The sequence below is a fragment of the Bacillus sp. B2-WWTP-C-10-Post-4 genome, from assembly GCF_009183805.1.
GTDB lineage: Bacteria > Bacillota > Bacilli > Bacillales > Bacillaceae_G > Bacillus_A > Bacillus_A cereus.
In genome coordinates this window covers 20,800-46,818 of sequence record NZ_WEII01000027.1, presented here as the reverse complement: position 1 = coordinate 46,818, position 26,019 = coordinate 20,800, and the positions used below count along the sequence as shown (strand labels likewise).

Below are 26,019 nucleotides of genomic sequence, written 5' to 3'. Positions count from 1 at the left end.
CTTCTATAAGTTAGTAACCAATTGTTTTCATATAATCACGTAAAATATCGTTTGATTTTGCGAATCGAGATTCTTCATCCTCTGTTAAATTGAGTTCTACAACTTCTCTTATACCGTCTCTAGTAATAATAGCGGGTACTCCTGTACAAATATCATATTCACCGTACTCACCATCTAAAATGGCTGATACAGCGATAACACGGTGATCATCATTAAAGATTGAACTCGCAATATATGCTAGAGAATTTCCAATTCCGTAATAAGTAGTACCTTTTCGTTTATAAATTTCCCAGCCAGCTTTTGCAGTCTTCTCAACAATTTCATCTAAATCTATTTCACCAAATCGTTCTTTTTGTTCTTCTAAAATTTGCAGAACTGGCTTTCCACCAACAGTTACGTGAGACCAAGCAACCATTTGAGAATCACCATGTTCTCCTAATGAATACCCATGAATACTACGAGGGTCTACATGTAGCATTTCAGATAAAATTGTTCTTAAGCGAGAAGAATCTAGTGATGTACCAGTACCGATTACGCGATTTCTAGGTAATCCAGATAATTTCCACACTTCATATGTAATAATATCAACTGGGTTCGATGCAAGTAAGAAAATACCATCAAATCCACTTTCCATTACGCCGCCAACAACACTTTCCATAATCTTCGCACTCGCTCCTAAAGTATCTAAGCGACTTTGTCCAGGTTTTGGTGCTGGCCCTGCTGTAATAATAACAATGTCCATATCTTTGCAGTCTTCATAGCTTCCTGCATATACTTTTGTTCTTGTATTTGTAAAGTTAATGCAATGTGATAAATCCATTGCTTCCCCAACTGCACGTTCATGATTTATATCAATTAATAATAGCTCTTCGCAAATTCCTTGATTTACAATGGAATACGCACAACTTGATCCAACTAATCCAGTACCGATAATTGCAATTTTTCTTGTATGTCTTTTCATAGCAATCTCTCCTAATTGATCATATAATCTATTTCTTTTGCTCTTTACACTCCTAATTATAGAGGTTCCCACGATAGAAACCATGGATACTTTGTGAAATATTGAACAAAGTATTTGTCCTTTTTGTGAATTGTTATATTCCATTTTCGTCATATTTGTTACAACTGGAAAAATATTTATTTTATATTTATTGACATGCTCAAAACAAAAAACGAGCGACTTCATTCGCCCGTTTTTTGTCATCCCGTTATTCCGCACTTAATTGACTTTTTAATTGCTGCACAATCATTGGATTCGCAGGTGCTGCCGGTTTGTAATAACTTTTTTGCTTTGCGTACTCATACATATTACGTTGGCGCATCTCATCTTGATTACGAATTTGAATTAACGTTTGATGTAACTGCTCATTATCAGACTGAGCAATATAATTTGCATAGCTTGTTAAACTTGCATTTAATCCTGCTAAATAATCATTTACCATATCTTTTTCATTCATGTTCCGCTTCCTCCTATCCTAAAAAAGTCATTAATTGTTGCTTCGTATTTCGTGCATCTTGTGCATCCTTTTGTAGCATTTGTTTCAGTTGTGGATCTGTACACGTTTGTGCATACTGCTCCAACTTATTAATAATTGTTGCATGTCCACCAATTAAATGACGTAAGTTTTCTACTTCAAGCTCTGTTAAATTTTGCATGGAATACTCCTACCTTTCTTCTTTCATTCTCCTTTAGTATTCTGTTCTTTTTAAATCGTATTCATGAAAAAGCTTTCTTATATTTCAAATCAGTCACATCTATTTATAAATACAAAAAAATGTTATAATTACAGAAAAATACAAACATTCAAAAGCTACCCTTATAATAACAGCATAATCCTCAAACAAACCATGGTAGGAAGGTGTGCTCATACAAAAATATGTTAAAGTTATCTTCTTTATCATTTACGCAATCCTCTATGTAAAACTGTTGATTGATATATTAACTTTAAAGCCATTACTCACTTCTATTCCTTTACATATGTTATTTCTCATTTGTTTTTTATTCATTGCGCTTAACAACTATAAAAACCGTAATACTACGTTTTTCTTAGTAGTTATTAGTGCAACTCTATTAGTAAGTATTAGTTTCATTAAACGTATTCTTATATAAAGGAGCAATAAATATGAAAACACATGACTTCCTTACAGAAATCCAGAAGGGCTCTGAGCCTAGTCCATATCAAGATCCTATCGTATTCAGTTTCGTTTGCTTTTTCTTAGCCATATACACATTTTTCAAACCTGCAAAATAATATCATTTAACAAAAAAGAGCCTCTAAACCACTAGAGGCTCTTTCTCATCTAATATCTTCTTTTCAAAACTACGATAGTTAAAGCATAAGAACAAAGTACTCCTGCTAATAAACATGCATTTGCTAATTTATACTGTTCGCCTGTTAACGAATATAGATTCCCAATTAAAAAGATAACTAAAAAATCACTTCTAAGGTTTTTGTTTACCTTGCTTCTTATTCACGTAACCCTTTAATAAACGTTTCCAATAATACATGTAAACTTATATCTAGATCTAACGGCAAACCAAATCCGCCTTGCTGTTCAATCGAAGCAAATCCATGACAAATACTTCTGAATCCGCGTGTCGCATGAAGTGCATTCTCTCCTTCTAAGCCATACTGTTGTAATACTTGAAGACAAAGCTTTACAATTCCGTCACCTGCTTTTCTTACTTCTTCATCTCGTAAAAAAGTTGCTTCATATAGTCCAGGATGTTTTCGGACAAATGCTACATACGCTTCTCCTAATGCATGAATTGCTTCATCCATACGTTTATCCTCGGCCGCTTCTTCCAGTTTGTTATGCAGCTGTTTTATTCCGTAAATACCAAGATTTTTCCGTACATCTTGTAACCCTTTTACATGATTATATAGTGAGGGCGAACGTATCCCTAACCTTTGTGCTAATGAAGCTAACGTTACTTCTTGTATTCCATTTGTATCTGCAATTTCTGTAGCTGTTTCTACAATTTTCTGTAATGTAAGTCCGATTCTCGGTGACATAAATTAACCCTCTTTCTTACTTTCTATATTCCGTTTCGCTTCCTTAATAGCAAGCTCTATGACAGTGCCTGGATTCTTTATCATTTTCCCATGTCCTGCCGCAAGCAAGGAAGGCTCATATTCGCTTAACTTCTCTGCACTTTGTACTGATATTTCTTTGCTCCACGTTGCCATCGCTGGAAACGGAAACCAAAATTTCATTTGTCCCGAAACAGCCATACCTCCTCTTGTTTGAAATGCATCCCCAACAATAAGAGCTTTATTTCGTACATCAAGAAATGACATGGAGCCTGGCGTATGCCCCGGTGTCATAATTGCAAGAAGCGATCCAACTCGGTCGCCATCTTCTAATAAAACATCAGGTACCGTTTTTACTTTTTTAGGTACACCGCCTTTTATCGGTATATTCGGTTCATCCTTTTGTAACGTCGTATCTCCTTCTAACAGCTTTGCGTCCCGCTTAGAAATATAGACTGGAACATGAGGAAGTACTTCCTTTAATGCATCTAATGCACCGATGTGATCATCATGCGCATGTGTTAATACAATTTTAGTAATTGGTTTTCCTATTTTCTCAGCCGCCTGTAAAATGCCTTTTGCGCTATATGGCAAAGCCGCATCAATTAAAGTTAAACCATCTTCTTCCTCTACAAAGTAACAATTTACAGGAAACGCTCTTGGCAAAAATGACAATTGATATAACGTTTTTTCATGTATCATCCTCATAGTCCCATCTCCCTTTTCACGAAAACTAACACCATTAGTTTTATTATACTAATGGCGTTAGTTTTATGTCACTAAAAAATTTCTTTTTTTCAAAAAAAAGAACAGTAGCCGTATAAACGACTACTGTTCTTTAAAGATATTAAACTGTGTAACGCTCATCTTCTAAAATTTTCGCAGCGATTTCACGTTTCTTCGGAATTACATTAAGTGGTGTGTGACGAGTTAATTTACGTAATGATGATAACATCATGCGCAGCATGTCGCCATTTTCAACTGCGATAAGTGTTTCTTTCGCATCTGCTTCGATTTCGTTGAATGCTTCTTGGCAGAATACTTCAGTGTATAACACTTTTTGTTTATTCTTTTCAAGACCAGTTGTTTTGATTGCTTTTTCTGTACGAAGAAGAGCTGACTCCATTGCGTATAGGTTGCTTACGATGTCAGCGATATTCACAAGAATTTCTTGCTCTTTATCTAATGCTTTACCGTATTTTTGAGCTGCTAATCCAGCTACCATTAAGCCGATTTTCTTCGCATTAGTTACTAAATATTTTTGAAGTGCCAATGGCTCATCGCCCACTTCTTCTGGCATCATCATCATTAACTCTTCTTGTAATTTTTGTGCTTTTTGAAGAAGTGGTAATTCACCTTTCATCGCTTTACGTAAGAACGTACCTGGTACGATTAGGCGGTTAATTTCGTTCGTTCCTTCAAAAATACGGTTAATACGAGAATCACGATACATTCTTTCAATCTCGTATTCTGCCATAAATCCGTAACCACCGTGAATTTGAACACCTTCATCTACTGTATAGTCTAATACTTCAGAACCAAATACTTTGTTTAAAGAGCACTCGATTGCATATTCAGCGATAGAAGCTGCTACTGCTTTACCGTCTTTTACTTCTTCTTCAGATAATGTGCTCATGCGGCTTTCGAATAAACCTACTGTACGATATACAGAGCTTTCAGCTGCATATGTTTTTGCTGCCATATTCGCAAGTTTCTCTTGAATTAATGGGAAGCGAGCGATTGGTTGTTTGAACTGTTGACGTTGGTTTGCATATTGTGCTGAAATTTCTACTGCACGTTTCGCAGATCCAACTGTACCAACACCTAATTTATAACGACCGATATTTAAAATGTTGAATGCGATAATATGACCTTTACCGATTTCGCCAAGTAAGTTTTCTTTTGGTACTAACGCATCTTCTAAAATTAACGTACGAGTTGAAGAACATTTAATACCCATTTTCTTTTCTTCTGGGCTTGTAGATACGCCAGCGTAGTCTTTCTCTACGATAAATGCTGAGAAGTGCTCGCCATCAATTTTTGCATATACAACGAATACGTCAGCGAATGCAGAGTTTGTAATCCATTGTTTTTCACCGTTTAATACATAATGTGTACCTTCTGCATTTAAACGTGCAGTTGTTTTTGCGCCTAATGCGTCAGATCCTGAACCTGGCTCTGTTAATGCGTATGCAGCTAATTTTTCACCAGTTGCAAGCAATGGTAAATATTTTTTCTTTTGCTCTTCGTTACCGAATAATACGATTGGTAAAGAGCCGATACCTACGTGAGCACCGTGAGTAATTGCAAAGCCACCAGCGCGAGAGAACTTCTCTGCGATTAACGCTGAGCTTACTTTATCAAGACCAATTCCGCCGTACTCTTCTGGTACGTCAGCGCCTAATAAACCAAGTTCTCCAGCTTCTTTTAAAAGACGAACTGAGCGATCAAACTCATGTTGCTCTAAATATTCAAGCTCTGGAAGAACTTCATTTACGATAAAGTCCTCTGTCGTTTTAGCAATCATTTTATGCTCAGATGAAAAATCTTCTGGCGTAAACACTTGATCAATCGTAATCTCATCTACTAAAAAGCTACCGCCTTTAACCGCATTTCCTACTGTTTTTTCCATGAAAATTTCCTCCTTCATATTTTCATGAGCCGCTTCTCTCTTTTTGAAAGAAGCTAGCTCTCCCTTTTGTTTTTATAAACCTTTGTTGCTTCCATTTTTTATAATCTAGTTCCAGTGGCTAGAACAGTCGGTCGTTTCACCCCTTCCTGTGAGGCAAAAAACGCCTCTTCGTCAGGGCTTCCAACACCCTCCTGTTCTGAGCAAGCCACTTCCACTTTTTTTAAATCCAGTTCCAGCGGCTAGAATGTTCGGTGCCTTCGCTTCTTCCTACGAGGCAAAGAGCGCCTCTACGTCTGAAACTCCATCCCCCTCACATTCTGAGCGAGCCGCTTCCACTTTTTTTATAATCCAGTTCCGGTGGCTAGAACAGTCGGTCGTTTCACCCCTTCCTGTGAGGCAAAAAGCGCCTCTTCGTCAAGGCTTCCAACGCCCTCCTGTTCTGAGCAAGCCACCTGCACTTTTTTTATAGTAATTCAAATACTCCCGCTGCTCCCATTCCGCCGCCGATACACATTGTTACGATACCGAATTGTTCGTTGCGACGTTTCATTTCGTGAATAAGAGATAGTGTTAGTTTTGCTCCTGTACAGCCAAGTGGATGTCCAAGTGCGATTGCACCACCGTTTACGTTTACTTTTTCTTCATCTAAACCAAGTTCACGAATAACTTGGATCGATTGAGAAGCAAATGCTTCATTTAGTTCGAATAAGCCAATATCAGATAGCTCTAAGCCAGCTAGTTTTAACGCTTTTGGAATTGCAGCGATTGGGCCGATTCCCATTACTTCTGGTGGTACGCCAGCTACTGCAAATGAACGGAATTTCGCAAGTGGCTTCATGCCATCGCTCACTGCTTTTTCGCGATCCATTAATAGTACAGATGCTGCACCATCACTCATTTGTGAAGAGTTACCAGCTGTTACAGAACCGCGAACGTTAAATGCTGGACGTAATTTCCCTAAAATGTCTAGCGTTGTCTCTGCTCTTACACCTTCGTCTTGTGCGAAAGTGATTGTTTCTTCTTGAAGTTTATTGTTTGATCCAACCGAGCGTAACGTCACATCTACAGGTACTGTTTCATCAACAAAGTTTCCTGCCGCTAATGCTTTCGCAGCACGTTGATGACTTCTTACTGCAAATGCATCTTGCTCTTCACGAGAAATTCCATATTTCACAGCAACTTGCTCTGCTGTATGTCCCATACCCATATAATATTCTGGAGCCGCTTCTACAAGGCGACTATTCGGACGAACAACGTGTCCCATCATTGGAACTAAACTCATTGATTCTGCTCCGCCTGATAATACAGCTTCAGAGTGACCAAGCATAATACGCTCAGCTCCGTAAGCGATACTTTGTAAACCTGAAGAACAGTAACGGTTAATCGTAATAGCTGGAACATCGTAAGAAAGTCCTGCTAATCCGCCGATATTACGAGCCATATTTAAACCTTGCTCTGCTTCTGGCATCGCACAACCGAAAATTAAATCATCGATTGGTCCTTCATAATTCGCACGCTTTAACGTTTCCTTTACTACTAACGCCCCTAGATCGTCAGGACGAACTGTTTTTAATGAACCCCTCTTTGCTTTTCCAATTGGTGTTCTTGCTCCCGCAACAATGACAGCTTCTCTCATGAACGATATCTCCCCTCGTTATTAGTTACGTAATGGCTTTCCTTTTACAAGCATGTGCTGCATTCTTGCTTGTGATTTCATCTCACTTACTAAGCTAATAAATGCTTCACGTTCTACATCTAATAAATACTGCTCATCAACTTCTGTTCCGTACGGCACTTTTCCGCCCGCAATGACATATGCAAGTTTCTTCGCAATGTGAAGATCATGTTCAGAAATGTAACCTGATAAATGCATTGCTTCTGCACCAAGTACAAGAGTTGCATATCCTGTTTCACCAACAACTGGTATCTTTTTACGAATCGGTGCTTTATAGCCAGCTTCATATAAAGCAAGTGCTTTCTGTTTCGCATCATATAGTAAGTGATCACCATTCACACTAATACCGTCTTTATCGCCTAAGAAGTTGTTCGATACAGCTTCTTGTGCTGATGTAGAAACTTTCGCCATCGCTACAGATTCGAACACTTTATTCGCAACTTTTTGCAGATCAAACTCTACACCGTTTGGCATTTTATTTAAGTGTTTAATGTATAGCTCTTTATTACCGCCTCCGCCAGGGATTAAGCCAACACCAACTTCTACTAAGCCCATATACGTTTCACTAGAAGCTTGAATGCTAGCTGCTGGTAAGCAAACTTCTGTACCTCCGCCAAGCGTCATACCGTATGGTGCTGCTACAACTGGCTTAGAAGAGTACTTAATTTTCGTCATTGCATCTTGGAAGTTTTTCACAACCAACTCAATTTCAAAGTAATTGTCGTCTTGTGCTTCCATTAAGATCATTGCTAGGTTCGCACCAACGCAGAAGTTCTTCGATTGGTTACCGATAACAAGACCTTTATAATTCTTTTCTACTTCATCAACAGCGTAGTTAATCATTTGCGTAATATCCATACCGATTGCATTGCTCTTCGAATGGAACTCTAAGCAAAGGATGCCGTCGCCTAAATCAATTAAGCTCGCTCCGCTATTTTTCTTTAATACACCATTTTTCGCTTTTAATTGCTTAAGAGAAATTGCTTTTTTATTACGCTCGATTAGCTTATATTCGCCATTATCGTAATAGTAGCTATCGCCGTTATCATGTTTATAGAAAGTAGTGAAACCTTTCTCTAACATTTCTTTCACCCAAGTAGGAACGACTACGCCGTTTTCTTCCATCTTTTGAACAGATTTTTCAACGCCGATTGCATCCCAAACTTCAAACGGTCCTTGCTCCCAGCCGAAGCCCCACTTCATCGCTTGGTCAATTGCAACGATATCGTCAGCAATTTCTTTATGAAGTTTTGCAGAGTATAAAAGAGTTGGTGTAATGATGTTCCATAATAACTCTCCTGCGCGGTCTTTTGCGTATACAAGCGCTTTCAATTTATTCGCTAATCCTTTTTCTTGTTTACTTAACTCTACGGATGCAGCTTTTAATTTTTTACGCGCTTCATATTCCATCGTTTCAGGATTTAGTTCTAAAATTTCTTTTCCTTGTTTTAAGAAGAAGCCTTGACCTGTTTTGCTTCCAAGCCATTTTTTATCAAGCATGTCATGCATGAAAGCTGGTACTTTAAATACATCACGCTCTTCTTCTTGTACGTTTTCATATACGTTATTTGCAACGTGTACGAATGTATCTAAACCGACAACATCTAATGTACGGAACGTTGCACTCTTCGGACGACCAATTAATGGACCTGTTACAGAATCAACTTCCCCAATGCTATAGCCGCGTTTTACCATCTCTTGAAGAGTAACAAGTAAACCGTACGTACCGATGCGGTTTCCAATAAAGTTTGGTGTATCTTTTGCGATAACAACGCCTTTTCCAAGAACGTCTTCGCCAAATAGTTTCATGAAGCTTAATACTTGTGGATCTGTTTCTTTCGTCGGTATTACCTCTAGAAGTTTTAAATATCGTGGTGGGTTAAAAAAGTGTGTGCCTAAGAAGTGTTTCTGGAAGTCGTCTGAACGACCTTCTGCCATTTTTTCAACTGAAATGCCTGACGTATTCGAGCTTACAATTGAGCCCGGTTTACGAACAGCGTCTACTTTTTCAAATAATTTCTTTTTAATATCTAAGTTTTCAACTACTACTTCAATAATCCAATCTACATCAGCTAGACGCTCAAGATCATCTTCTAAGTTACCTGCTTCAATCAGTGCTAGATTTCCTTTCACTGTCAGAGGAGCTGGTTTTTGCTTTAATAGTTTTTGCACAGCCGTATTACTAAAACGATTTCTCACACTTTTATGTTCTAATGTAAGTCCCTTCGCTTCTTCTTCTTTCGTAAGCGCGGGTGGTACAATATCAAGCAATAATGTCGGAATACCAATATTAGCTAAGTGTGCCGCAATTCCCGAACCCATTACGCCTGAACCTAGAACAGCAGCCTTTTTAATTTGGAACATCCAATTCTCCCCCTATTCTTGAATGAATGCTCATTCAATTTTTCGACATAAGTCGCAATCAATGAGTGAGCCTCTACTAATAAATATATGATACTGTTTAAATTTTCGCAATATATTTATTGATAAAATTTTCTGAAATAAATATTTTTCTTTCATTTGGCCATGCTATATATGTATTTTCTTCACTAAAATACACTTTCCCTTTTTATAATCTGACGAAACTGGAGGAATATATATGGCAAAACTTAAGAAGAACCCTTCAAAGGCTGGAATTAGCGCAGCTAGTGTAACTGGAAACGCAGGTCCGCATAACCACGGCGTGGAAAAAGGACGTCAAGGTAATAACCAACAATATAAAAAGCATAATATAGGCGAAAAATAACGCTATATTTTTGGGCAGAGAACGTGGCATAATGATTAATGGCTGCTTTTTCTGCCCAATTTATTTGTAACAAATGAGGGAATTATAATGAAACGAACAATAGTTATGATTGTAATGATTGCCACACTATTTACAGGGATGATTTTCTTCTCTTATGCACAAAGGCAACAATCTGTAAGAGCTGATCAACCTAATATTACTGGGCAATACGGAGTTACAATCGATGCAGACACAGGTGAAATTTTGTATGGGAAACGTGAAGACGAACGCTCTTATCCGGCTAGTATAGCCAAAATGATGACAACCCTTCTTTTACTAGAGAATGTAAAAGAAGATGAAGAAATTACAGTTACAGAAAACGCAATTAAAACAGAAAGTCAAAGTAAGAAAATTAAACTTCGTGCTGGAGAAAAATTAAAGCGTGATGAGGCATTAAAACTTATGCTTATCATTAGTGCAGATCCAATAGCTGAATCAATTGCAGAACATATTGCAGGATCAAAAAATGAATTTGTGAAAATGATGAATGCTAGAGCGAAGGAACTTGGTACAAAGCATGCGACTTTCAAAAACGCAAGTGGTGCTGATGCAATTGGGAATAAAGTGTCACCATATGACATTGCTATTATTACGAAAGAAGCATTAAAGTATCCAGTTGTTTTAGAATATATGAATTCAACGCGTACAACTCTACATACTTCAGAACGCTCTCCAAACATCGCAAACTACGGACGAGAAGAACTATATGACGATCCATATGCGATTGGAAGTAAAAGCGGTCTATCAGCACTTGGCAAATATACAGTCGTAACAGTGGATGAAAAAGACGGTAAACGTGTCATTAATGTTGTATTATCTTCTACCCGCAAGCAACTGTATCCTGATACGAAGAAAATGGCACATTATGCATTTCAGCAATTAAAATAACCAAGGAGTATTTTCTCCTTGGTTATTTTTTAACCATACCTTTTAATACGAACGCAACGTTTGCTGGACGCTCTGCTAGACGACGCATGAAATATCCATACCAGTCGTTTCCATAAGGTACGTAAACACGCATTTTGTAGCCTTCTTTTACTAGCTCAAGTTGACGCTCATTACGAATACCATATAACATTTGGAATTCAAATTGATCCCTTGGAATGTTGTGTTCTTCAGCAAGTTTTTTTGTATATTCAATAATCGCTTCGTCATGTGAAGCAATTGCAGTATAATTTCCATTTAATAAGTGCATTTTAATAATTTTTTTATAATTGTCATCTACATCTTTCTTGTCTGGGAATGCCACTTCTTCAGGTTCTTTATAAGCACCTTTTACAAGACGTAAATTAGGATTATAAGCATTTAAATCTTCAATATCTTTTTCTGTACGATATAGGTAAGCTTGAATAACAGTACCGATATTATCGTATTCAGATTTTAATTGTTTAAAGATATCAATTGTTTTACCACAGCGTGTATAGTCTTCCATATCAATGGTAACGAACACACCATTTTCTTTCGCCGCTTCTAAAATACGGCGCATATTGTTCATTACGATTTCATCAGAGATATCTAATCCCATAGAAGTCATCTTTAAAGAAAGCTGCGAATCAAGACCTTCTCTTCCAATTGCACGGATTGCTTCAATCGATTGGTTAGCCATTTCATTTGCTTCCGCTTCATTATCAACGAATTCCCCTAAATAATCGATTGTTACACAAAGTCCTTGCTTGTTCAATTGCTTAATAGCTGCTGTCGCTAATTCAATTGTCTCCCCTGCGACAAAGCGACCTGCACCAAAGCGTAAACCGTACTTTTTAGCCAGTTTTGTTAGCGCTTTATTTTTAGATAAGAAAAGAAACGAATTTCGCATTAATTGTTCCATGTAATTCACCCCTATGACTTGATTTATCTGTTTTTTACCCCTCTTCAAAATTATATCATTGTTTAAAATTATTGGATACAAATAATTATTTAGATAATTTATAAAATACTATAAAAACATTTAAAACCCTATATTTCCGCTTATAAATATACCTGAAATATTTTTCGACATTTAGAAAAATGGAGTTTACTAGGCATAAAATAGGCATGTCGAAAATATTCGACATGCCTATAAAACCCTTAATATTCCATGTAAATTATATAAGGATATTAATACAGAAAACTTACGATTATATTTCCCTCAAGTTTTTTATTGCTCATTTCGCTTCTCTTCATTCAGCCTTTTAATATCCGTAATTAACTGCACCATCTCTTCTTTCGCATCGGGATAAGTTTCATTCCAATGCTTTACTAAAGCTGGCATCGTCTTCGCTATGTAAGAATACAGTGCCCACTTCTGTACCTGTTCTTTTCTCTCTTCATTGCTCTCTCCAAGTAACAGTTCCGTGTATTTCTCTAACAACCCGTCAAATTGTTCGTTAAACTTTTCACTCATCTTATTTACCTCCTATATGAAAAAAGCAGCGAAAATCGCTGCTTTTCTTTATAATTTTGATCGAACAGAGTTTAATTTTTTCTCCATTGTGCTTACTTTATCACGACGATCATCAATACGAATTGTTGTTGCAACGCGCTGCGCACCTTTCGTATATGGAACTTCATGCATTTGTTGAATTACTTCTAGAATGACAGGAAGATCTCCTTCAATAATTGTATTCATCGGTGTTAATTGATACTTCACGCGATCCGCATTTTTCTCTAGCACCTTTTGTACTTCTGCTACATATTCACTAACACTTGGATTACCTGTTCCTACTGGAATAATCGATACATCAACAATTGCCATAGTAGTCTTCCTCCTATAATCGTTTCTTATATATCCATTGTCTATTTTACCGAAATCCTCATCATTTTACTAATATGTTACTCTTCCACTTTAAACTGCTCGACTAATCTTTCTAAATCTCTCATATGTTCTGTCAAACTTTCCATCGTGTGAGCTACCTTTTCTAAATGATTCACCTGTGATTCCGTTGCAGCATGTACCTCTTCAGAAACAGCTGCACTTTCTTGACTCGTACCAGCAATTGTATGCATTACCGCTGTAATTTCCCCTTGCTCGTAACCTATGTTATGTACCTCTTCTACAATTTTTTCAACTGAAGTACTAATCGTATTTACAACTGACATAATTGTGCGGAACTCCATTTCCGCCTCTGTCGTCACTTTATTTTGTACATCTGCAATGTCTTTCAATTTACTTACAACTTCTACAACCCTTTTTACTTCTAATTGTACATCACCAATCATCGTTGTGATTTCTCCGGTTGCCTCTTTTGATTGTTCCGCTAATTTCCGAACCTCTTCAGCAACAACCGCAAATCCCTTACCTTGCTCACCTGCACGGGCAGCTTCAATCGATGCATTTAAAGCAAGTAAATTTGTTTGATCCGAAATGCCTTTTATAAGCTCAACAACATTTTGAATCGATCCAACTCTTTGTTCTAACTTATCCGATGCTTCTTCTGTATGAACAACAATCGAAGATGATTGTCCCCTCGTACGGATTAAATTCCTCATTGTATTTAATCCTTGCTTAGATGCCTCTTCCGCTTTGCCAGCCACTCCTTTTATTTCACCGACGGAGCTATTCATTTGTTCCACTGACTCCGCCATATTCTCGAGCTGAGCTGAAACTTCATCCACACTATTCGCAAGAGTAGAGGCTCCTCCACTCACATCATCCATTGCTCCTGAAACTTCTCTACTAGCCGCTACTGTTTCATTCGTTAAGTAATGTAAACTATTCGTTGATTGTTGCACCGTTGATACACTGTTTTTAATTTTACTTACCATTTCATTCATTTGTTCAACCATATCATTAAAGTGCTTAGTCAACTCTCCAACTTCATCTTTACTTGTCACTTTCATTCGCAGCGTTAAATCGCCTTCTGCTACTTTTTGCACGTGATTCTTTAATAGTTGAAGTGGTCTTGCTAATCTTCTTGAGAACAAGTAGGAAGCTACGATTCCAACTAATAAACTAATACATGCCATTATAATAACTGTATTTCTCGTACTATTTAATAGCCCATCGATCGTTTCTTTCGGATAAAAGATTCCTATCGTCCATTTCATCGTATCAAATGATTGACTGTAAACAACTACATCTTCACCTTTTATTGTAGTGACCGCATATTTTGTTACCTCTTTATTTAAGCTCTTTATAAGTGGCTCTTTAGAAACATCTTTTCCTATCTTTTCTGGATAAACAAGAGCCATATTTTTATCATTTATAATAAACATTTCTCCGTCATTATTGTATTGAATATTGTGAAGCAACTTCTGAATCGTCCCAAGCGATACATCCATCGCAACAACGCCTAATATAGATCCATCTTGAGCTGTAATTGCTTTAGAAACACCTACACTTAACTTTCCTGTTGCAATTTCATAAGAAGGTTGTCCCCAATGGACCCTTTTTACATCAGCCTCTGAATCTTTATACCATGGTCTTGTCGTTGGATCGTATCCTTCTGGCACTTGCCCACCTTCAGCAAGATTGGCACTTAATGTTTTTTTATCTTTCGTACCAATATATAAATCTAAAATACCAGGATGATTCTTTTTATACTCCGCAAACTCTTTCGTTAAAAACGCTTCCTCTTCTGGAGTAACCCCACCTTGAAGCATATTACGAATCATCTCACTGTTCGCGTAATACCCCATATCTTCATCCGTTCTTTGAACAAATGTCGTAAGTTGCTCTGTCACAAGATCCATCGCATTTTGAGAATATTCGTCTAAGGAACGCACTTCCTTTTCTTTCTGTAATTGATACACAGCTGTACCCAATATTACGAACATCATAGAAATAAGAACTGAAAACACTACCGCAATTTTTAAACGTAAACTTCTTAACATCTTCCCCCCAGCATCCCCTTCGCATTAAATTAAAATCTTATTAATCATTATATTAAGTATAATAGATAAAATTAAAAAATTGAAATTAATTCTCACCTTAATACAATTAGAAAACGGACTACCACTTGTGCAAAAACAAATAGTTCATTATCCTTAAAATATAATCTCATTCGTTCGGAGGGAACTATGTTACAAAAATTCGGTTTCTCACAATATGAAAGCCAAGCTTATGAAGTTGTCGTATCAAGCAATGAACCATTAGATGCTACAACGATTGTGAAGCATTCAGGTGTTCCAAAAGCAAAAATATATGAAGTGCTAGCACGCCTAATCGATAAAGGAATGGTAATGGATTCTGTTTCAGAAAAGAAAAAACTGTATACAGCATTACCACTAAAGCTAGCAATTGAAAAATTAACGACAGAATTCCAATCAAATATTAAAGAACTGGAAACAAATATATCAAAAAAATCATTTACAGATGACCGTGTGTGGAGCTTAAAGATGCAATCTTCTATTCGAGTTCAAAGTAAGGAACTCATTGAAAGTGCAAAAGAATCAATCCGTATTTCAGCTTGGAATGATACTCTTTTAGAATATCTCCCTTTACTAGAACAAAAAGCAAAACAAGGTGTTCAAATTGAATCCCTTATTGTTGGAGAAGTAGAGACAGACTTAGAAAACATGCATTTTCTAATCCCAGCTGAAGAACCTAATGCATTAGAGCGCTACTTGCTACTCATCGTTGACGAACGTGAAATTTTATTTGCTGGCGTAGAACAAGAGTCATGGCAAGCAATGAAAACAATGTCACAACCTTTCGTAAAGTTCTTTACAGAATTTTTCTATCATGACGTTGCACTTGCAAAGATTACCCAGAAACACCATGACCTCTTTATGGAAGATGAGGAAATTAAGAGTTTGTTAATGAAATTAAGATACTAATTAAATAATAAAAAGGAGTCTAGTTTTTCACTTAGACTCCTTTTCGTTTTGTTCCTTTATCTCCATCAACAGCTCAATGATTTTCTCATTTTGCTCTACCTGTTTCTCTGAATTTTTATAGATGAAACGAACCCATCTAAGTGCAAGAATAATAAGAAACAAAGGGAGCATTGAAATTAGAAGACCAATAATTGAAAAATTCGTATACATATACATCACCTCGCTACATACAAATTCTCGACCTTTCTACTAAAACCTGCAATTTTTTACAAATAAAAAAAGAACCTATCAAACGATAGATTCTTCTTTCACGAACTGAGTAGAGCGTCCTCTCGTAATCGAGAAAATCGCGCAAAGCAGTGCTAATATAATAAAGCCACCGCCTACCCAAGCATTATATATAACAGATGATTTTTCGATAACAACTCCGCCTACTGTTGAACCAAGTGCAATTCCTAAATGAAGGGCAGAGTTATTTAAACTTTGCTGAATACCAGCTGATTCTGGTGCAATTTCAATTAAATAGTTTTGTTGCGCTGGTGAAATCGCCCAGCTCAGCATACTCCAAAGTCCCATCATAATGATGAAGAGCGGGAATGAGAATGTCATTAATGGCAGTATGAAGATTGCACACGCAAATACGATAATGATGGAAATAATACTTTTCTTCGATCCCCATTTATCAGCAAGCCAGCCACCAAAGCCGCCACCAATTACTGCTGCGATTCCGAAAATAAAGTAAAACACACTAATCCAGTTTGCTTCAACATACATGACATCTTTTAAAAACGGTGTTAAATATGCATACAATGTTAAATGCCCTGTTAAAAACAAAAATGATGTTAACTGTGCACTTACAATTTTTTTATCTTTTAAAGTAGCAAGTTGTTCTTTTATTGATAATACCGATGTCGGTGGTACTTTCGTTAAGAATAATGAAATACAAGCAATTGCCATAACTGTTAATACCGCAATTAATACAAATGGTGCACGCCATCCGTATGCATTTCCGAGCACAAGACCGAGCGGTACTCCAAGTACGAGTGATCCGCTAATTCCCATGAAAATGATTCCAATTGCACGCGCACGAAAATGCGGTTCTACAACACTAGAAGCAAGTGTTACCGATAGTGCAATAATTAATGAACCACTCGCCGCACAAATAACCCTTGAGAACATTAGCATTCCGTAATTCACACTAAATGCCGAAATAATATTTCCGATTAAGAAAATCGATAATGCTCCAACATACAATGTTTTTCTTTCAAACTTCCCTGTCAAAGCTAATAAAACTGGACCTGACAAAGCAAATACTACCGAAAATATTGTTATAAGCTGACCAGCTGCGCTAATAGATACTCCTAAATCATTGGCAACTAAATCAAGCGTTCCTCCTATAATTAGCTCAACCGTTCCGACTACAAAAGCCGCGATAGCTAAAATATAAACACGAAAATTCAAGTCTTTCCCCACGCTTTCTATTTTGGTTACTACGACTATAGTAACCAAAATGAAAAATGGAAGCAAGTACAATTTTTTTACAGTAAAAAAGGTAGGCGTATAATACGCCTACCTTTTCATCATTCTGTTTCTTTCTTCTTATTTAAATACCAATACACCGGAAGTCCCGTAAATACAATTCCAATCGATAAGAAACAACTTACTGGATCGTTAATAATCGCACTACCAATTACAAAGAACGAACCTAAAATCGCTACGATTGGTACGATTGGGAATAACGGTACACTATATGCACGCTCTTTATTCTTATTACGTTTTCTTAAAATGAAGACACCAATAAACGTCATTACATAGAAAATATAAATAATGAATACGGAAATCTCAGATAGCTTATTTGGATCACTAATAATCATTAAAATAATTCCTAAAATGATTTCAACAGTAATCGCATTTGCTGGTGTTTTAAATCTCGGACTTTCCTTTGCAATAAACTTAGAAAATGGAAGTTGTCCACGCTCTGCCATAGACATTGGGATACGTGGGAACGTTAAAATCTTTCCATTTAAACAGCCGAAAATAGAAACGATAATACCGATACTAATAATTTTTCCGCCATATTCTCCAAGTAACATGCCTGCAGCTGTCGCTGTTGCATTTTCTCCAAGGTCTACAATTTTCGCTGCTGGTAATACATTTAATAATGCCAAGTTAATTAATACGTAAGCAGCCGTTACGATTAAAATCCCTACTGTCATTGCTTTCGGTAATAACTTTGTTGGATTCTTCATTTCTCCACCAATCGAAGCAAGTAAAATCCAGCCGTCATAAGCAAATAACGTTGCTAAAATTGCCATACCGATACTTTGATTTTCCGATATCGGCACAACTACGTTAAAAATATCGCTATTCCCTTTCCAGAAACCTAGCACAACAATTAACACAATCGGAATCATCTTCCCAATTGTCGTGATTGTTTGAACGATACCTCCGTATTTTGTTCCCATACTATTTACAACGCCAAGGAACACAACCGTTCCAATTGCGATTGGTAAATTCCACACTTTATCTAAATAGAAAAAATTAATCACTAAAGAACTAAAGTATAAACCTAATGTTCCGATAATAGCAGGTCCATAAACAATTGTTTGCATCCAACCTGATAAATATCCCCAAAAACTTCCGTAAATCTCCTCTAAATACGTATACAACCCACCATTTTTCGGGATTTGCGCTCCAATTTCAGCTACTGTTAAACCACTTGCTAGCGTCAACAGGCCACCAATTACCCAAGCAAGAATGGCCATATTAGAACTCCCCGAGTAATCTAATACGCTCCCTGGTTTCATAAACACACCAGATCCAATAATCGTTCCTACTACGATAGAAAGTGCTACTGTTAAACCAATTTTGTTCTTCTCATCATGATGCATGCTGCGTATCCTCCTTCCAATCCTAGTGTGATGCAAAAATGAAATAAAAAAACACTCCTCCCTAAAAAAGGGACGAGTGTTGTATTCGTGGTTCCACCCTTGTTTCAATTCGTAAAGTAATACACTTCACCAATTTCTCAAGTCTAAATAACGGTTTTTGCCGGCAAGCAATTACTAGATGCTCGTTCACTGCTGCAGTTCAGAGGTGGTAATCTATTTTTCCGTATTAGGAAGCTCACAGCCAAAGGCTTCCCTCTCTGGAAATCGTAAAAAATTGATCGTGTCCTCATCATCACTTCTTGATGTCGAATTTTGTAGTTATTGTTCATTATATTGAATTGTTAGAAAAAATCAATATATTTTTTATATAACATAGGAAATATTTATCTTCTTATATTATAACAGAAGCTGTAATATTTCTCTAATTCCCTAAAATTGGTATAATTTATATAGGAGGTGCACCAATAATGATTGCTGTTTTTTGTATCATTGCTACGTTTCTCTCTGTTCTATTCGCTATCATGCATAGGCACAAGTATCCTGGTTATAGCATTTTAGCGGTAGCTATTATACTAGCTGTTTCCTTCTACGTATTGGGTAAATATCAATATACGGAAGTGTTTATCGGTTTTGCAATCTTCTACTGCGTCTTCGGATACATACTAACTATGAAAAGAATTTTATTGAATCATTAAAAGAGACCGATTTCTATAAGTAGAAATCGGTCCTCGCACGTGCCTTTCGGTTGCCCACACGAAAGATACGACTTCATTCAATTATTTCTCATCTTTTTTCATAAAAAACTTATGGTGCGGTAAATCAACATTCAATGCCTCTAATTGTTTCTTTTCATTGTCTAAAATCGCTTTTGCTTTTGTTTTTGTTGCTTCATCTAATCCTGCAAACATGTCTTCATGCTTCTCTTTCTCTGGAAGTTTCACACCTAATTTTGTTAATTCTTCTTTTGCTTGCTCATGCGTTAATTTTCCAGATTTCTTTTGCTCTAAAATTGACTTTGCTTTTTCTTTTGCCTGTTCATCTAAGTTAGCAAACATGTCTCCATGTTTACCTTTCTCCGGCATTTTCACGCCTAGCTTTGTTAATTCCTCTTTTGCTTGCTCATGCGTTAATTTTCCAGATTTCTTTTGCTCTAAAATCGACTTCGCTTTCTCTTTCGCCTGTTCATCTAAGTTAGCAAACATGTCTCCACGCTTACCTTTCTCCGGCATTTTTACGCCTAACTTTGTTAATTCCTCTTTTGCTTGTTCTCGTGTTAATTTCCCAGACTTTTCTTGCTCTAAAATCGACTTCGCTTTTTCTTTCGCCTGTTCATCTAATCCCGCAAACATTTCTTTACGTTTTTCTTTTTCTGGAAGCTTTACACCTAGCTCCTGTAACTGTTTCTTTGTATCGTCCATAATCGTTTTTACTTTTTGTTTTGTAGCGGCATCTAAATCTTTTTTCGCTGTTTTTGTCGCTTGCTCAGCTGTTGGAGTATTTGTTGCCGCGAATGCCGGAACACCGACTCCTCCAATGATTCCGAATGATAAAGCACCTGCAATCGCTAAATAACCAACTGTTTTCTTCTTCATAGGAAATTCCCTCCTTCATATTTCTAAAGCATGTACACTTTCGTATACAACGCCAATAGTAATATTGGTTTCTTAAAATTTCCTTAACGATTCAAATAAAAAACACCGCTCGTAATGAGCGGTGTTTCTCTATGCTTTTTGTAATTGTAACTCTTCACGTTCCATTATTTTTCTTAATACAATTGTTTGTGTCATTGTAAATAAGTTACCTGTTATCCAGTACAACACAAGTCCTGATGGCGCCGCAAACCCCATAAATAGAATCATTGCTGGCATCATAATTTGCTGCATCTTTAGCATCTGTACTTGTTCTCCAGGTGTAATATTCGATTGGAAAACTTTCATCTGAATAAATGTCGTTAACGCTGCAATAATCGGTAATATATGATATGGATCTGCATGTCCTAGGTTCACCCATAAAAACGAAGATGTGCGAATCTCTTCCGTTCTGCTAATCGCATAATACAAAGCAGAGAAAATCGGCATTTGTATAAAAATTGGCCAGCAACCAGCAAGTGGATTCCAACCGCCTGATCTCATTAGTTCTGACATTTCTTTTTGATACTGCTTTTGTTTTTCAAGGTCTTTGCTTACATCACCGTATTTTTTCTTTAGCTTCTGCAATTCAGGTTGCATTTTCTTCATTTTCGCTTGGCTGCGATATTGCGAAACAGCTAATGGAATCATGGCTGAACGAATAACGAGCGTCATAATAATGATAGCAACCCCGAAGCTAGCTCCCGGTATATGATGAGCAACAAATTGAATCATATACGAGATTGGATATACGAAATAATGGTTCCATATCCCCGTACTATGTGAATCAATTGTGCCTGCATTACTGCAGCCAGATAAAACAAAAACAAGTACTACTGATAAACTAATGAGCGCAGCTCGGTATGATTTTAACATGTTCATTCCTCCAATGTTTCGTAATTATTTAGCGAAACATTGGTGTATACGGACCAACCTCATCATTCTCTTCACTTGATTCTTGTCTGCGTACAGAACGAATCATTCCATATTTATAAAAAATTGAAAATAGCGGTACATTTCCCGCACTATCTTCACATGTATCAACCAACGCAAAAGCTCTTTGTCTACCGCTTGATGCTTGTTGACGCACAAAGCGAGAAACATTAGCAAGGAAGAAAACTTCTAATAAACAAAGTGCTGTCGTTACAAACGATATATATAGAATTGCATCCTGCAATAAAAATTCCATCGCTTCACATCCTTAATAAGGTCATTTTAGCACATCGGGCAAATATTCTCTATTTCCTTTTATTTTCAAAAAAAGTATTTTGCATATTTTCTCAAGAAAACAATAATTAAGAAACGTTGTATTCGCTTTCTTTAGCATATTCACACACATCAATGAATAGGCTTGATTTATTAGAAATTTATAAAATTTTTGCATTATAATAAAACTATTGCCAGTTTTTGAAAAAACCTTTATTCTCTTCTTGTAATCAAAAATGAATATGGAGATGAAACATACTATGGGTCAACTAGGAGACGCCGATTACGTTCCCGACACCGCCTTTTTATCCTTCCCAGCAGCTAAAACATTTCACTTAGAATTTATGATACAGTTGGTTGTTATTTTTATAGCTTCTATTTTGTATGCAATTTCTATGAATATGTTTTTTATCCCGCATAATATGATTAGCGGTGGATTCGCTGGTGTAGGGATGATTATCGGTTATTTAATGCACTACAATATCGGTGCACTTATCTTTTTACTAAACATTCCTCTTCTTATTTTAAGTCACTTTTACTTAGGAAAGAAGACAACCTTTTTAACAGCGTACTTTGTAGCTGTATCATCGTTAGCGATGAACATTATCCCGGTACACCAAGTTTCAGACGATATTTTACTTTCTTCTGTATTCGGTGGTGTTATCTGCGGAGCAGCTTCAGGAATTATATTCCGATTTGCTTCTTCAACAGGTGGTTTTGATGTTGTCGGATTGATTGTAGCGAAATATCGAGATGTTTCAATTGGAGCAATCATATTTGTATTCAACTTAATCTTACTTGTAGCAGCAGGTTTTATTTTCGGATGGGATATTACACTTTATACGTTAATTAGTCGATTTGTAGTCAGCAAAGTTATCGACGCTGTGCATACGAAACATATTAAATTAACGATAATGACTATTACAGAAAAAGGCGAGGAAATAAAAAGCGCACTACTACATCACGGCATACGCGGGGTGACAATGGTAGACGCTGTCGGCGGCTATACAAACCATAAGAAAAAAATGATTTACACTGTCGTGACTCGCTATGAGTTAGGCGAAATGAAACGTATTATCCGTCAAGTGGATAACAAAGCATTTATGAACATTACTGAAACAGTTGAAATTGTCGGCCGTTTCAAACGCATATAAAACAGGTTAATAAATTAAAGGGCATAACATATTAGTCATATATAATATGTTATGCCCTTTGTTATTCAACTAACGTACCTTTTAGCATAATAAAATCACTAAGTTTATTACTACAAATCGGAGGATAGCATTCCATATACAATACTATCTGTCCATTCCTCTTTATTCCAAAAATCTTGTATGAAATGGGCTTCCTTTCTCATGCCTATTCGTTCACACAATTTTTGTGAAGCTGTATTACGTGCATCAAGATTAGCCTGTATACGATGTACATTACATTCATTAAATAATTTCAATACCAAACTACTTACTGCTTCTGTTGCCAAACCTCTCCCAGCTACTTCATTTGAAAAACTATAACCAATCTCAACAGTGTCTTTCATATTTGTGTACCATATTGATAAATCACCAACTACTTTAGTTTTGTATATAACTGCCAAACTTAATATTCTTTCTTTAGTAAGTACATTATTTGCTAGCTTCTTATTAAATCTTTCCTGCATATCTTCATGAGTCCACTTATTATGTAATAGGAACTTACATGTATCATCACTATTATAAATAGCAAATACATCCTGTAAATCAGTACTCTTAAAAGGTCTAATTATTAATCTTTCTGTTGTGAACTCCAAGTTAGCTCTCCTCCCTTACATTCATGCTATAAAACATTTTTTATAGTATTTAAGCCTCATTCTTAGATCTCACCTTGATTACATATTTCATCATAATAAATTAAAATCCTTCTTCCACTAAACTGCACCGTTAATGGTATTTCCTTACGCTTTTTATTTTTTACACTTATTACAAAATCAGATAATTCTATTATTATGTCCCTAAATGTGTTATAATGAAAGCAGACTCACAAAAAAAGAGTATATAGACTTGGAAGTTTCTCTTATTTTACAAGCAAAAAGAAACGAGCAGTCGGGTATATTTCAGACACCATACACGTAACGGTTTAAACAACCGATCATCTTAGTTACTCTTCAATGATCTTTTTATAAAAAGATACGTACAATTAAAACTCACTTCAATATACTATACCTACCTTTTTGACTTCCAAATCATCTTATTACATAGGGAGATGAACATATGAATCAATATATACGATATACAATAGCTGTCCTGTTTGCTATTATCGGCGGAACAATCTGCTTCTGGACAAACACTCAGCTTGGAGAGAATATCATCTTTAATGGAATCGAAACGCTTGTAAGCGCTTCAATTTTAGGCGGATACATTTACTTCCTCTTCAATCCAGAAGAAAATGCTCAAAAAACAATGTTATTAACAATGATCGGAATCGTTGGTGGATGTATTTCCTACTCAATGACAAACTATACATTACCACTTCAATTAAGCTCAGCTTTCTTCCACGGTCTATGGACTTGGTTCATTGCATTCTGCCTAGCAGACGTATTCAACCTATTACAAGACACTGAAGAAGATAGCGGTCGTCAAATTGAAAGTAACTCTTAAGCTGGAAGATACTCTTCCAGCTTTTTATATTGTTTTGCATATCCCCGCATCACGATAAAAAGAAGTTACCCTCACGGCAACTTCTTTCTCACATACCCCATCCAGTACCAACCGGATTATATCAGCGATTCTCCATATATATCGGCGATTTCTCCACTTATATCAGCGATTTTTTCATTATATCGACCATTCGACACAGGATATCGACTTACCGGCAATTTTCGGCAACCTATTTATGCTCTATACCCTGCCACTACAATAAAAAGAAGCTACCCAACGGCAACTTCTTTTCCACATACCCCACTTCGTATTCACTAAAATATATCAACGATTTCTCAAATATATCGATCATTTCTCCACTTATATCAACGATTTTTTCATTATATCAACGGTTCAACACAAGATATCGATTTAACGACAACCTTCGACACTCGAAACGCACAATATACCCTATCCCCCAAGCAACTTACTGCCGAACTCTACGATTAAAAAGATAATTAATAGGATCGCGAGTATCTTTAATGCTACATATGCCACTTTAAAAACAACATAAATGAGCAAGACTATCAAAATAATTGATAAAATTTCCATATTTACTTCCTCCAAGCTTTGCTCTTCTTATCTCATTTTACTCGCCCCAGGCTATTTATGGAACGGCATAAGATGACATATAAAAAAGAGGATACCTCATCCATCGTAAGATACCCTCACCTTCAACTGCTCAAACCATTCTCTTTCTAATTGTAAATATCCAATCTCACTCTTCTCGGCGCTCTTTAATTCTTTATCAGCTTTCTTCATATAAGTATGGGAAGCTTCTAGATCATTCTCTAAATATTTGATAATTCCTTGTGTACGATAATATCCGTTTAAGTCCATTTTTGTAATAGCCTTTGCATGTTCCTTTGCTTCTTGCAAAGAAAGACTATCCATCTCATAAAGGGCTTTATATAAAAGATACCAACTATGAAAACTACTAACGAAAAACTTATTTTCTTTCGTTACAGGTAGTTGAACAATTCTTTCTATATACGGTATCGCTCTTTCCATTCCCTCTTGATCTGCACGAGCAAAAAAGACAAGCATAAGTCTACTCATTATCTCTCTTATCCCTTTATTCTCTTTTATTTTCTCCTCACTCAATTCTACTAATCTTTCATCCCAATCTTTCGGTCTTTTATAACTAAATAACTCACTCGATATTTGAATCTCATATAAATGATTTCTAGCTCTTTCATCATCTTTAATTAAAATAAGAAATTGCATCCCATCACTCATAAGCGTTCCTTTTATCGGCACAATTGTAACCGCAAAGATTGCAAAATGGAAAAAGGAAAAATATAAAAGATATTGATAATAACTCACCATGTATATGTAACCGGAAGTAATACCAAACAGTAAACTCGTAATTGGTCCACCTAAAGTGAGCCACGCCCATTTTTTCGAAAGATTCGGTGTCTCTATAGAAGGTGGTACTAGTGTTGCAACGCCTCCAAAGTAAGCCCATAATTTATTTGCTCGAATGCGTAATTTTCCCTTTTCTTTTTGAATAGTAATGGGTCCTACTGTCATAAATTTAAATGTTAAACCACCTATTACACCAAATACTACATGTCCTAGCTCATGAATGGCTAACACTAATAATGAAATTCCAACTATTGCCCATAGGTTCAAAATTACTTCTAATTTCCCAGTTCGGATTACTCCGTATAAAATGGACAGAATTAACGCCACTGTCATTGAGCCAGCTGGCCTTCTTAAAATATCCACCTTTTTC

General features: G+C 36.4%; 27 protein-coding genes, 1 pseudogene and 1 other annotated feature. Of the genes and pseudogenes, 6 read left to right on the top strand and 22 right to left on the bottom strand.

Annotation, left to right across the window (positions count from 1 at the left end):
• Positions 1–10: 10 nt before the first annotated feature.
• From GBN78_RS13420 to GBN78_RS13375, 9 genes and pseudogenes are all read right to left on the bottom strand, one after another.
• Positions 11–961: an L-lactate dehydrogenase gene (locus GBN78_RS13420; protein ID WP_000820652.1), complete on the bottom strand. Its 951-nt coding sequence runs from the start codon at positions 959–961 to the stop codon at positions 11–13.
• A 247-nt stretch (positions 962–1,208) separates the two neighbouring features.
• Positions 1,209–1,457, bottom strand: a complete 249-nt coding sequence (locus tag GBN78_RS13415) for a spore coat protein (RefSeq protein WP_001002987.1) — start codon at positions 1,455–1,457, stop codon at positions 1,209–1,211.
• Between the two features lie 13 nt (positions 1,458–1,470).
• Positions 1,471–1,656, bottom strand: a complete 186-nt coding sequence (locus tag GBN78_RS13410) for a hypothetical protein (protein ID WP_001180555.1) — start codon at positions 1,654–1,656, stop codon at positions 1,471–1,473.
• Positions 1,657–2,301: 645 nt separating this feature from the next.
• Positions 2,302–2,436 (bottom strand): annotated as a pseudogene (locus tag GBN78_RS30620) (DUF2178 domain-containing protein); the annotation flags it as partial.
• A 32-nt stretch (positions 2,437–2,468) separates the two neighbouring features.
• Positions 2,469–3,017 carry a TetR/AcrR family transcriptional regulator gene (locus tag GBN78_RS13400; RefSeq protein ID WP_000074949.1) on the bottom strand — a complete coding sequence of 183 codons (549 nt, stop codon included), beginning with the start codon at positions 3,015–3,017 and terminating at the stop codon, positions 2,469–2,471.
• A 3-nt stretch (positions 3,018–3,020) separates the two neighbouring features.
• Positions 3,021–3,743, bottom strand: a complete 723-nt coding sequence (locus GBN78_RS13395; protein WP_030029140.1) for an MBL fold metallo-hydrolase — start codon at positions 3,741–3,743, stop codon at positions 3,021–3,023.
• Between the two features lie 139 nt (positions 3,744–3,882).
• Entirely contained in the window at positions 3,883–5,667 is a 1,785-nt protein-coding gene (locus GBN78_RS13390; protein WP_030029143.1) for an acyl-CoA dehydrogenase family protein, read from the bottom strand.
• 463 nt (positions 5,668–6,130) lie between these two features.
• A complete protein-coding gene (locus GBN78_RS13380) occupies positions 6,131–7,303 on the bottom strand; it encodes an acetyl-CoA C-acetyltransferase (RefSeq protein ID WP_001206346.1) in 1,173 nt (390 codons plus the stop codon).
• Positions 7,304–7,324: 21 nt separating this feature from the next.
• A complete protein-coding gene (locus GBN78_RS13375) occupies positions 7,325–9,706 on the bottom strand; it encodes a 3-hydroxyacyl-CoA dehydrogenase/enoyl-CoA hydratase family protein (RefSeq protein WP_044584960.1) in 2,382 nt (793 codons plus the stop codon).
• A gap of 235 nt (positions 9,707–9,941) precedes the next feature.
• Here GBN78_RS13375 and GBN78_RS13370 point away from each other — a divergent pair, with 235 nt between their 5' ends.
• Both GBN78_RS13370 and GBN78_RS13365 read left to right on the top strand, forming a co-directional pair.
• Entirely contained in the window at positions 9,942–10,088 is a 147-nt protein-coding gene (locus GBN78_RS13370) for a YuzL family protein (protein ID WP_033697523.1), read from the top strand.
• 87 nt (positions 10,089–10,175) lie between these two features.
• Positions 10,176–11,015: a D-alanyl-D-alanine carboxypeptidase family protein gene (locus tag GBN78_RS13365; protein WP_044584961.1), complete on the top strand. Its 840-nt coding sequence runs from the start codon at positions 10,176–10,178 to the stop codon at positions 11,013–11,015.
• 22 nt (positions 11,016–11,037) lie between these two features.
• Here GBN78_RS13365 and GBN78_RS13360 read toward each other — a convergent pair whose 3' ends face one another.
• From GBN78_RS13360 to GBN78_RS13345, 4 genes are all read right to left on the bottom strand, one after another.
• Complete coding sequence (locus GBN78_RS13360) at positions 11,038–11,955, bottom strand: proline dehydrogenase family protein (protein WP_000436772.1); 918 nt, start codon at positions 11,953–11,955, stop codon at positions 11,038–11,040.
• Between the two features lie 309 nt (positions 11,956–12,264).
• The gene (locus tag GBN78_RS13355; protein WP_001290594.1) at positions 12,265–12,510 is read right to left on the bottom strand and encodes a YusU family protein; all 246 of its coding nucleotides are present in this window, start codon (positions 12,508–12,510) and stop codon (positions 12,265–12,267) included.
• Positions 12,511–12,558: 48 nt separating this feature from the next.
• Positions 12,559–12,861, bottom strand: a complete 303-nt coding sequence (locus GBN78_RS13350; RefSeq protein WP_001018860.1) for an MTH1187 family thiamine-binding protein — start codon at positions 12,859–12,861, stop codon at positions 12,559–12,561.
• Positions 12,862–12,938: 77 nt separating this feature from the next.
• Positions 12,939–14,939, bottom strand: coding sequence for a methyl-accepting chemotaxis protein (locus GBN78_RS13345; RefSeq protein ID WP_044584962.1), 2,001 nt, complete (start codon positions 14,937–14,939; stop codon positions 12,939–12,941).
• A gap of 186 nt (positions 14,940–15,125) precedes the next feature.
• Here GBN78_RS13345 and GBN78_RS13340 point away from each other — a divergent pair, with 186 nt between their 5' ends.
• Positions 15,126–15,884 carry a TrmB family transcriptional regulator gene (locus GBN78_RS13340; protein ID WP_044584963.1) on the top strand — a complete coding sequence of 253 codons (759 nt, stop codon included), beginning with the start codon at positions 15,126–15,128 and terminating at the stop codon, positions 15,882–15,884.
• A 27-nt stretch (positions 15,885–15,911) separates the two neighbouring features.
• On the opposite strand, the gene GBN78_RS13335 is transcribed toward GBN78_RS13340, so the two are convergent.
• The 3 genes from GBN78_RS13335 to GBN78_RS13325 form a co-directional block, all read right to left on the bottom strand.
• Entirely contained in the window at positions 15,912–16,094 is a 183-nt protein-coding gene (locus tag GBN78_RS13335) for a hypothetical protein (RefSeq protein ID WP_000288473.1), read from the bottom strand.
• 78 nt (positions 16,095–16,172) lie between these two features.
• Positions 16,173–17,417, bottom strand: a complete 1,245-nt coding sequence (locus GBN78_RS13330) for an MFS transporter (protein WP_101336100.1) — start codon at positions 17,415–17,417, stop codon at positions 16,173–16,175.
• A 47-nt stretch (positions 17,418–17,464) separates the two neighbouring features.
• Complete coding sequence (locus GBN78_RS13325) at positions 17,465–18,775, bottom strand: APC family permease (protein WP_000546336.1); 1,311 nt, start codon at positions 18,773–18,775, stop codon at positions 17,465–17,467.
• 65 nt (positions 18,776–18,840) lie between these two features.
• Positions 18,841–19,077 (bottom strand) — a binding site (T-box leader).
• Between the two features lie 165 nt (positions 19,078–19,242).
• On the opposite strand from GBN78_RS13325, the gene GBN78_RS13320 reads away from it, so the two are divergent.
• Entirely contained in the window at positions 19,243–19,470 is a 228-nt protein-coding gene (locus GBN78_RS13320) for a hypothetical protein (RefSeq protein WP_000562236.1), read from the top strand.
• A gap of 81 nt (positions 19,471–19,551) precedes the next feature.
• Here the strand turns inward: GBN78_RS13320 and GBN78_RS13315 are convergent, their stop codons facing one another.
• The 3 genes from GBN78_RS13315 to GBN78_RS13305 form a co-directional block, all read right to left on the bottom strand.
• Complete coding sequence (locus GBN78_RS13315; protein ID WP_044584965.1) at positions 19,552–20,367, bottom strand: hypothetical protein; 816 nt, start codon at positions 20,365–20,367, stop codon at positions 19,552–19,554.
• A gap of 129 nt (positions 20,368–20,496) precedes the next feature.
• The gene (locus GBN78_RS13310) at positions 20,497–21,279 is read right to left on the bottom strand and encodes a membrane protein insertase YidC (RefSeq protein ID WP_070184450.1); all 783 of its coding nucleotides are present in this window, start codon (positions 21,277–21,279) and stop codon (positions 20,497–20,499) included.
• A gap of 28 nt (positions 21,280–21,307) precedes the next feature.
• Positions 21,308–21,592 carry a hypothetical protein gene (locus GBN78_RS13305; RefSeq protein ID WP_000394930.1) on the bottom strand — a complete coding sequence of 95 codons (285 nt, stop codon included), beginning with the start codon at positions 21,590–21,592 and terminating at the stop codon, positions 21,308–21,310.
• Positions 21,593–21,869: 277 nt separating this feature from the next.
• Between GBN78_RS13305 and GBN78_RS13300 the strand changes: the two genes are divergently transcribed.
• The gene (locus tag GBN78_RS13300; RefSeq protein ID WP_000530044.1) at positions 21,870–22,763 is read left to right on the top strand and encodes a YitT family protein; all 894 of its coding nucleotides are present in this window, start codon (positions 21,870–21,872) and stop codon (positions 22,761–22,763) included.
• A gap of 110 nt (positions 22,764–22,873) precedes the next feature.
• Here GBN78_RS13300 and GBN78_RS13295 read toward each other — a convergent pair whose 3' ends face one another.
• Positions 22,874–23,395, bottom strand: a complete 522-nt coding sequence (locus GBN78_RS13295) for a GNAT family N-acetyltransferase (protein WP_000397297.1) — start codon at positions 23,393–23,395, stop codon at positions 22,874–22,876.
• A gap of 460 nt (positions 23,396–23,855) precedes the next feature.
• Here GBN78_RS13295 and GBN78_RS13290 point away from each other — a divergent pair, with 460 nt between their 5' ends.
• Positions 23,856–24,242 (top strand): DUF3938 domain-containing protein, encoded by a 387-nt coding sequence (locus tag GBN78_RS13290; protein WP_001077776.1) that lies wholly within the window; start codon positions 23,856–23,858, stop codon positions 24,240–24,242.
• Between the two features lie 450 nt (positions 24,243–24,692).
• On the opposite strand, the gene GBN78_RS13280 is transcribed toward GBN78_RS13290, so the two are convergent.
• Both GBN78_RS13280 and GBN78_RS13275 read right to left on the bottom strand, forming a co-directional pair.
• Entirely contained in the window at positions 24,693–24,833 is a 141-nt protein-coding gene (locus tag GBN78_RS13280; protein ID WP_000404758.1) for a DUF3985 family protein, read from the bottom strand.
• 96 nt (positions 24,834–24,929) lie between these two features.
• Positions 24,930–25,982, bottom strand: coding sequence for a site-2 protease family protein (locus tag GBN78_RS13275; RefSeq protein ID WP_033668377.1), 1,053 nt, complete (start codon positions 25,980–25,982; stop codon positions 24,930–24,932).
• Positions 25,983–26,019 lie beyond the last annotated feature (37 nt).

Coding starts and splice junctions, on each gene's coding strand:
- GBN78_RS13415 (WP_001002987.1), bottom strand. CDS start 1,457: ATGAATGAAAAAGATATGGTAAATGATTATTTAGCAGGATTAAATGCA.
- GBN78_RS13360 (WP_000436772.1), bottom strand. CDS start 11,955: ATGGAACAATTAATGCGAAATTCGTTTCTTTTCTTATCTAAAAATAAA.
- GBN78_RS13345 (WP_044584962.1), bottom strand. CDS start 14,939: ATGTTAAGAAGTTTACGTTTAAAAATTGCGGTAGTGTTTTCAGTTCTT.
- GBN78_RS13275 (WP_033668377.1), bottom strand. CDS start 25,982: ATGACAGTGGCGTTAATTCTGTCCATTTTATACGGAGTAATCCGAACT.
- GBN78_RS13335 (WP_000288473.1), bottom strand. CDS start 16,094: ATGTATACGAATTTTTCAATTATTGGTCTTCTAATTTCAATGCTCCCT.
- GBN78_RS13305 (WP_000394930.1), bottom strand. CDS start 21,592: ATGGAATTTTTATTGCAGGATGCAATTCTATATATATCGTTTGTAACG.
- GBN78_RS13370 (WP_033697523.1), top strand. CDS start 9,942: ATGGCAAAACTTAAGAAGAACCCTTCAAAGGCTGGAATTAGCGCAGCT.
- GBN78_RS13290 (WP_001077776.1), top strand. CDS start 23,856: ATGAATCAATATATACGATATACAATAGCTGTCCTGTTTGCTATTATC.
- GBN78_RS13350 (WP_001018860.1), bottom strand. CDS start 12,861: ATGGCAATTGTTGATGTATCGATTATTCCAGTAGGAACAGGTAATCCA.
- GBN78_RS13395 (WP_030029140.1), bottom strand. CDS start 3,743: ATGAGGATGATACATGAAAAAACGTTATATCAATTGTCATTTTTGCCA.
- GBN78_RS13420 (WP_000820652.1), bottom strand. CDS start 961: ATGAAAAGACATACAAGAAAAATTGCAATTATCGGTACTGGATTAGTT.
- GBN78_RS13400 (WP_000074949.1), bottom strand. CDS start 3,017: ATGTCACCGAGAATCGGACTTACATTACAGAAAATTGTAGAAACAGCT.
- GBN78_RS13380 (WP_001206346.1), bottom strand. CDS start 7,303: ATGAGAGAAGCTGTCATTGTTGCGGGAGCAAGAACACCAATTGGAAAA.
- GBN78_RS13410 (WP_001180555.1), bottom strand. CDS start 1,656: ATGCAAAATTTAACAGAGCTTGAAGTAGAAAACTTACGTCATTTAATT.
- GBN78_RS13320 (WP_000562236.1), top strand. CDS start 19,243: ATGATTGCTGTTTTTTGTATCATTGCTACGTTTCTCTCTGTTCTATTC.
- GBN78_RS13315 (WP_044584965.1), bottom strand. CDS start 20,367: ATGAAGAAGAAAACAGTTGGTTATTTAGCGATTGCAGGTGCTTTATCA.
- GBN78_RS13310 (WP_070184450.1), bottom strand. CDS start 21,279: ATGTTAAAATCATACCGAGCTGCGCTCATTAGTTTATCAGTAGTACTT.
- GBN78_RS13390 (WP_030029143.1), bottom strand. CDS start 5,667: ATGGAAAAAACAGTAGGAAATGCGGTTAAAGGCGGTAGCTTTTTAGTA.
- GBN78_RS13340 (WP_044584963.1), top strand. CDS start 15,126: ATGTTACAAAAATTCGGTTTCTCACAATATGAAAGCCAAGCTTATGAA.
- GBN78_RS13325 (WP_000546336.1), bottom strand. CDS start 18,775: ATGCATCATGATGAGAAGAACAAAATTGGTTTAACAGTAGCACTTTCT.
- GBN78_RS13355 (WP_001290594.1), bottom strand. CDS start 12,510: ATGAGTGAAAAGTTTAACGAACAATTTGACGGGTTGTTAGAGAAATAC.
- GBN78_RS13365 (WP_044584961.1), top strand. CDS start 10,176: ATGAAACGAACAATAGTTATGATTGTAATGATTGCCACACTATTTACA.
- GBN78_RS13375 (WP_044584960.1), bottom strand. CDS start 9,706: ATGTTCCAAATTAAAAAGGCTGCTGTTCTAGGTTCAGGCGTAATGGGT.
- GBN78_RS13280 (WP_000404758.1), bottom strand. CDS start 24,833: ATGGAAATTTTATCAATTATTTTGATAGTCTTGCTCATTTATGTTGTT.
- GBN78_RS13300 (WP_000530044.1), top strand. CDS start 21,870: ATGGGTCAACTAGGAGACGCCGATTACGTTCCCGACACCGCCTTTTTA.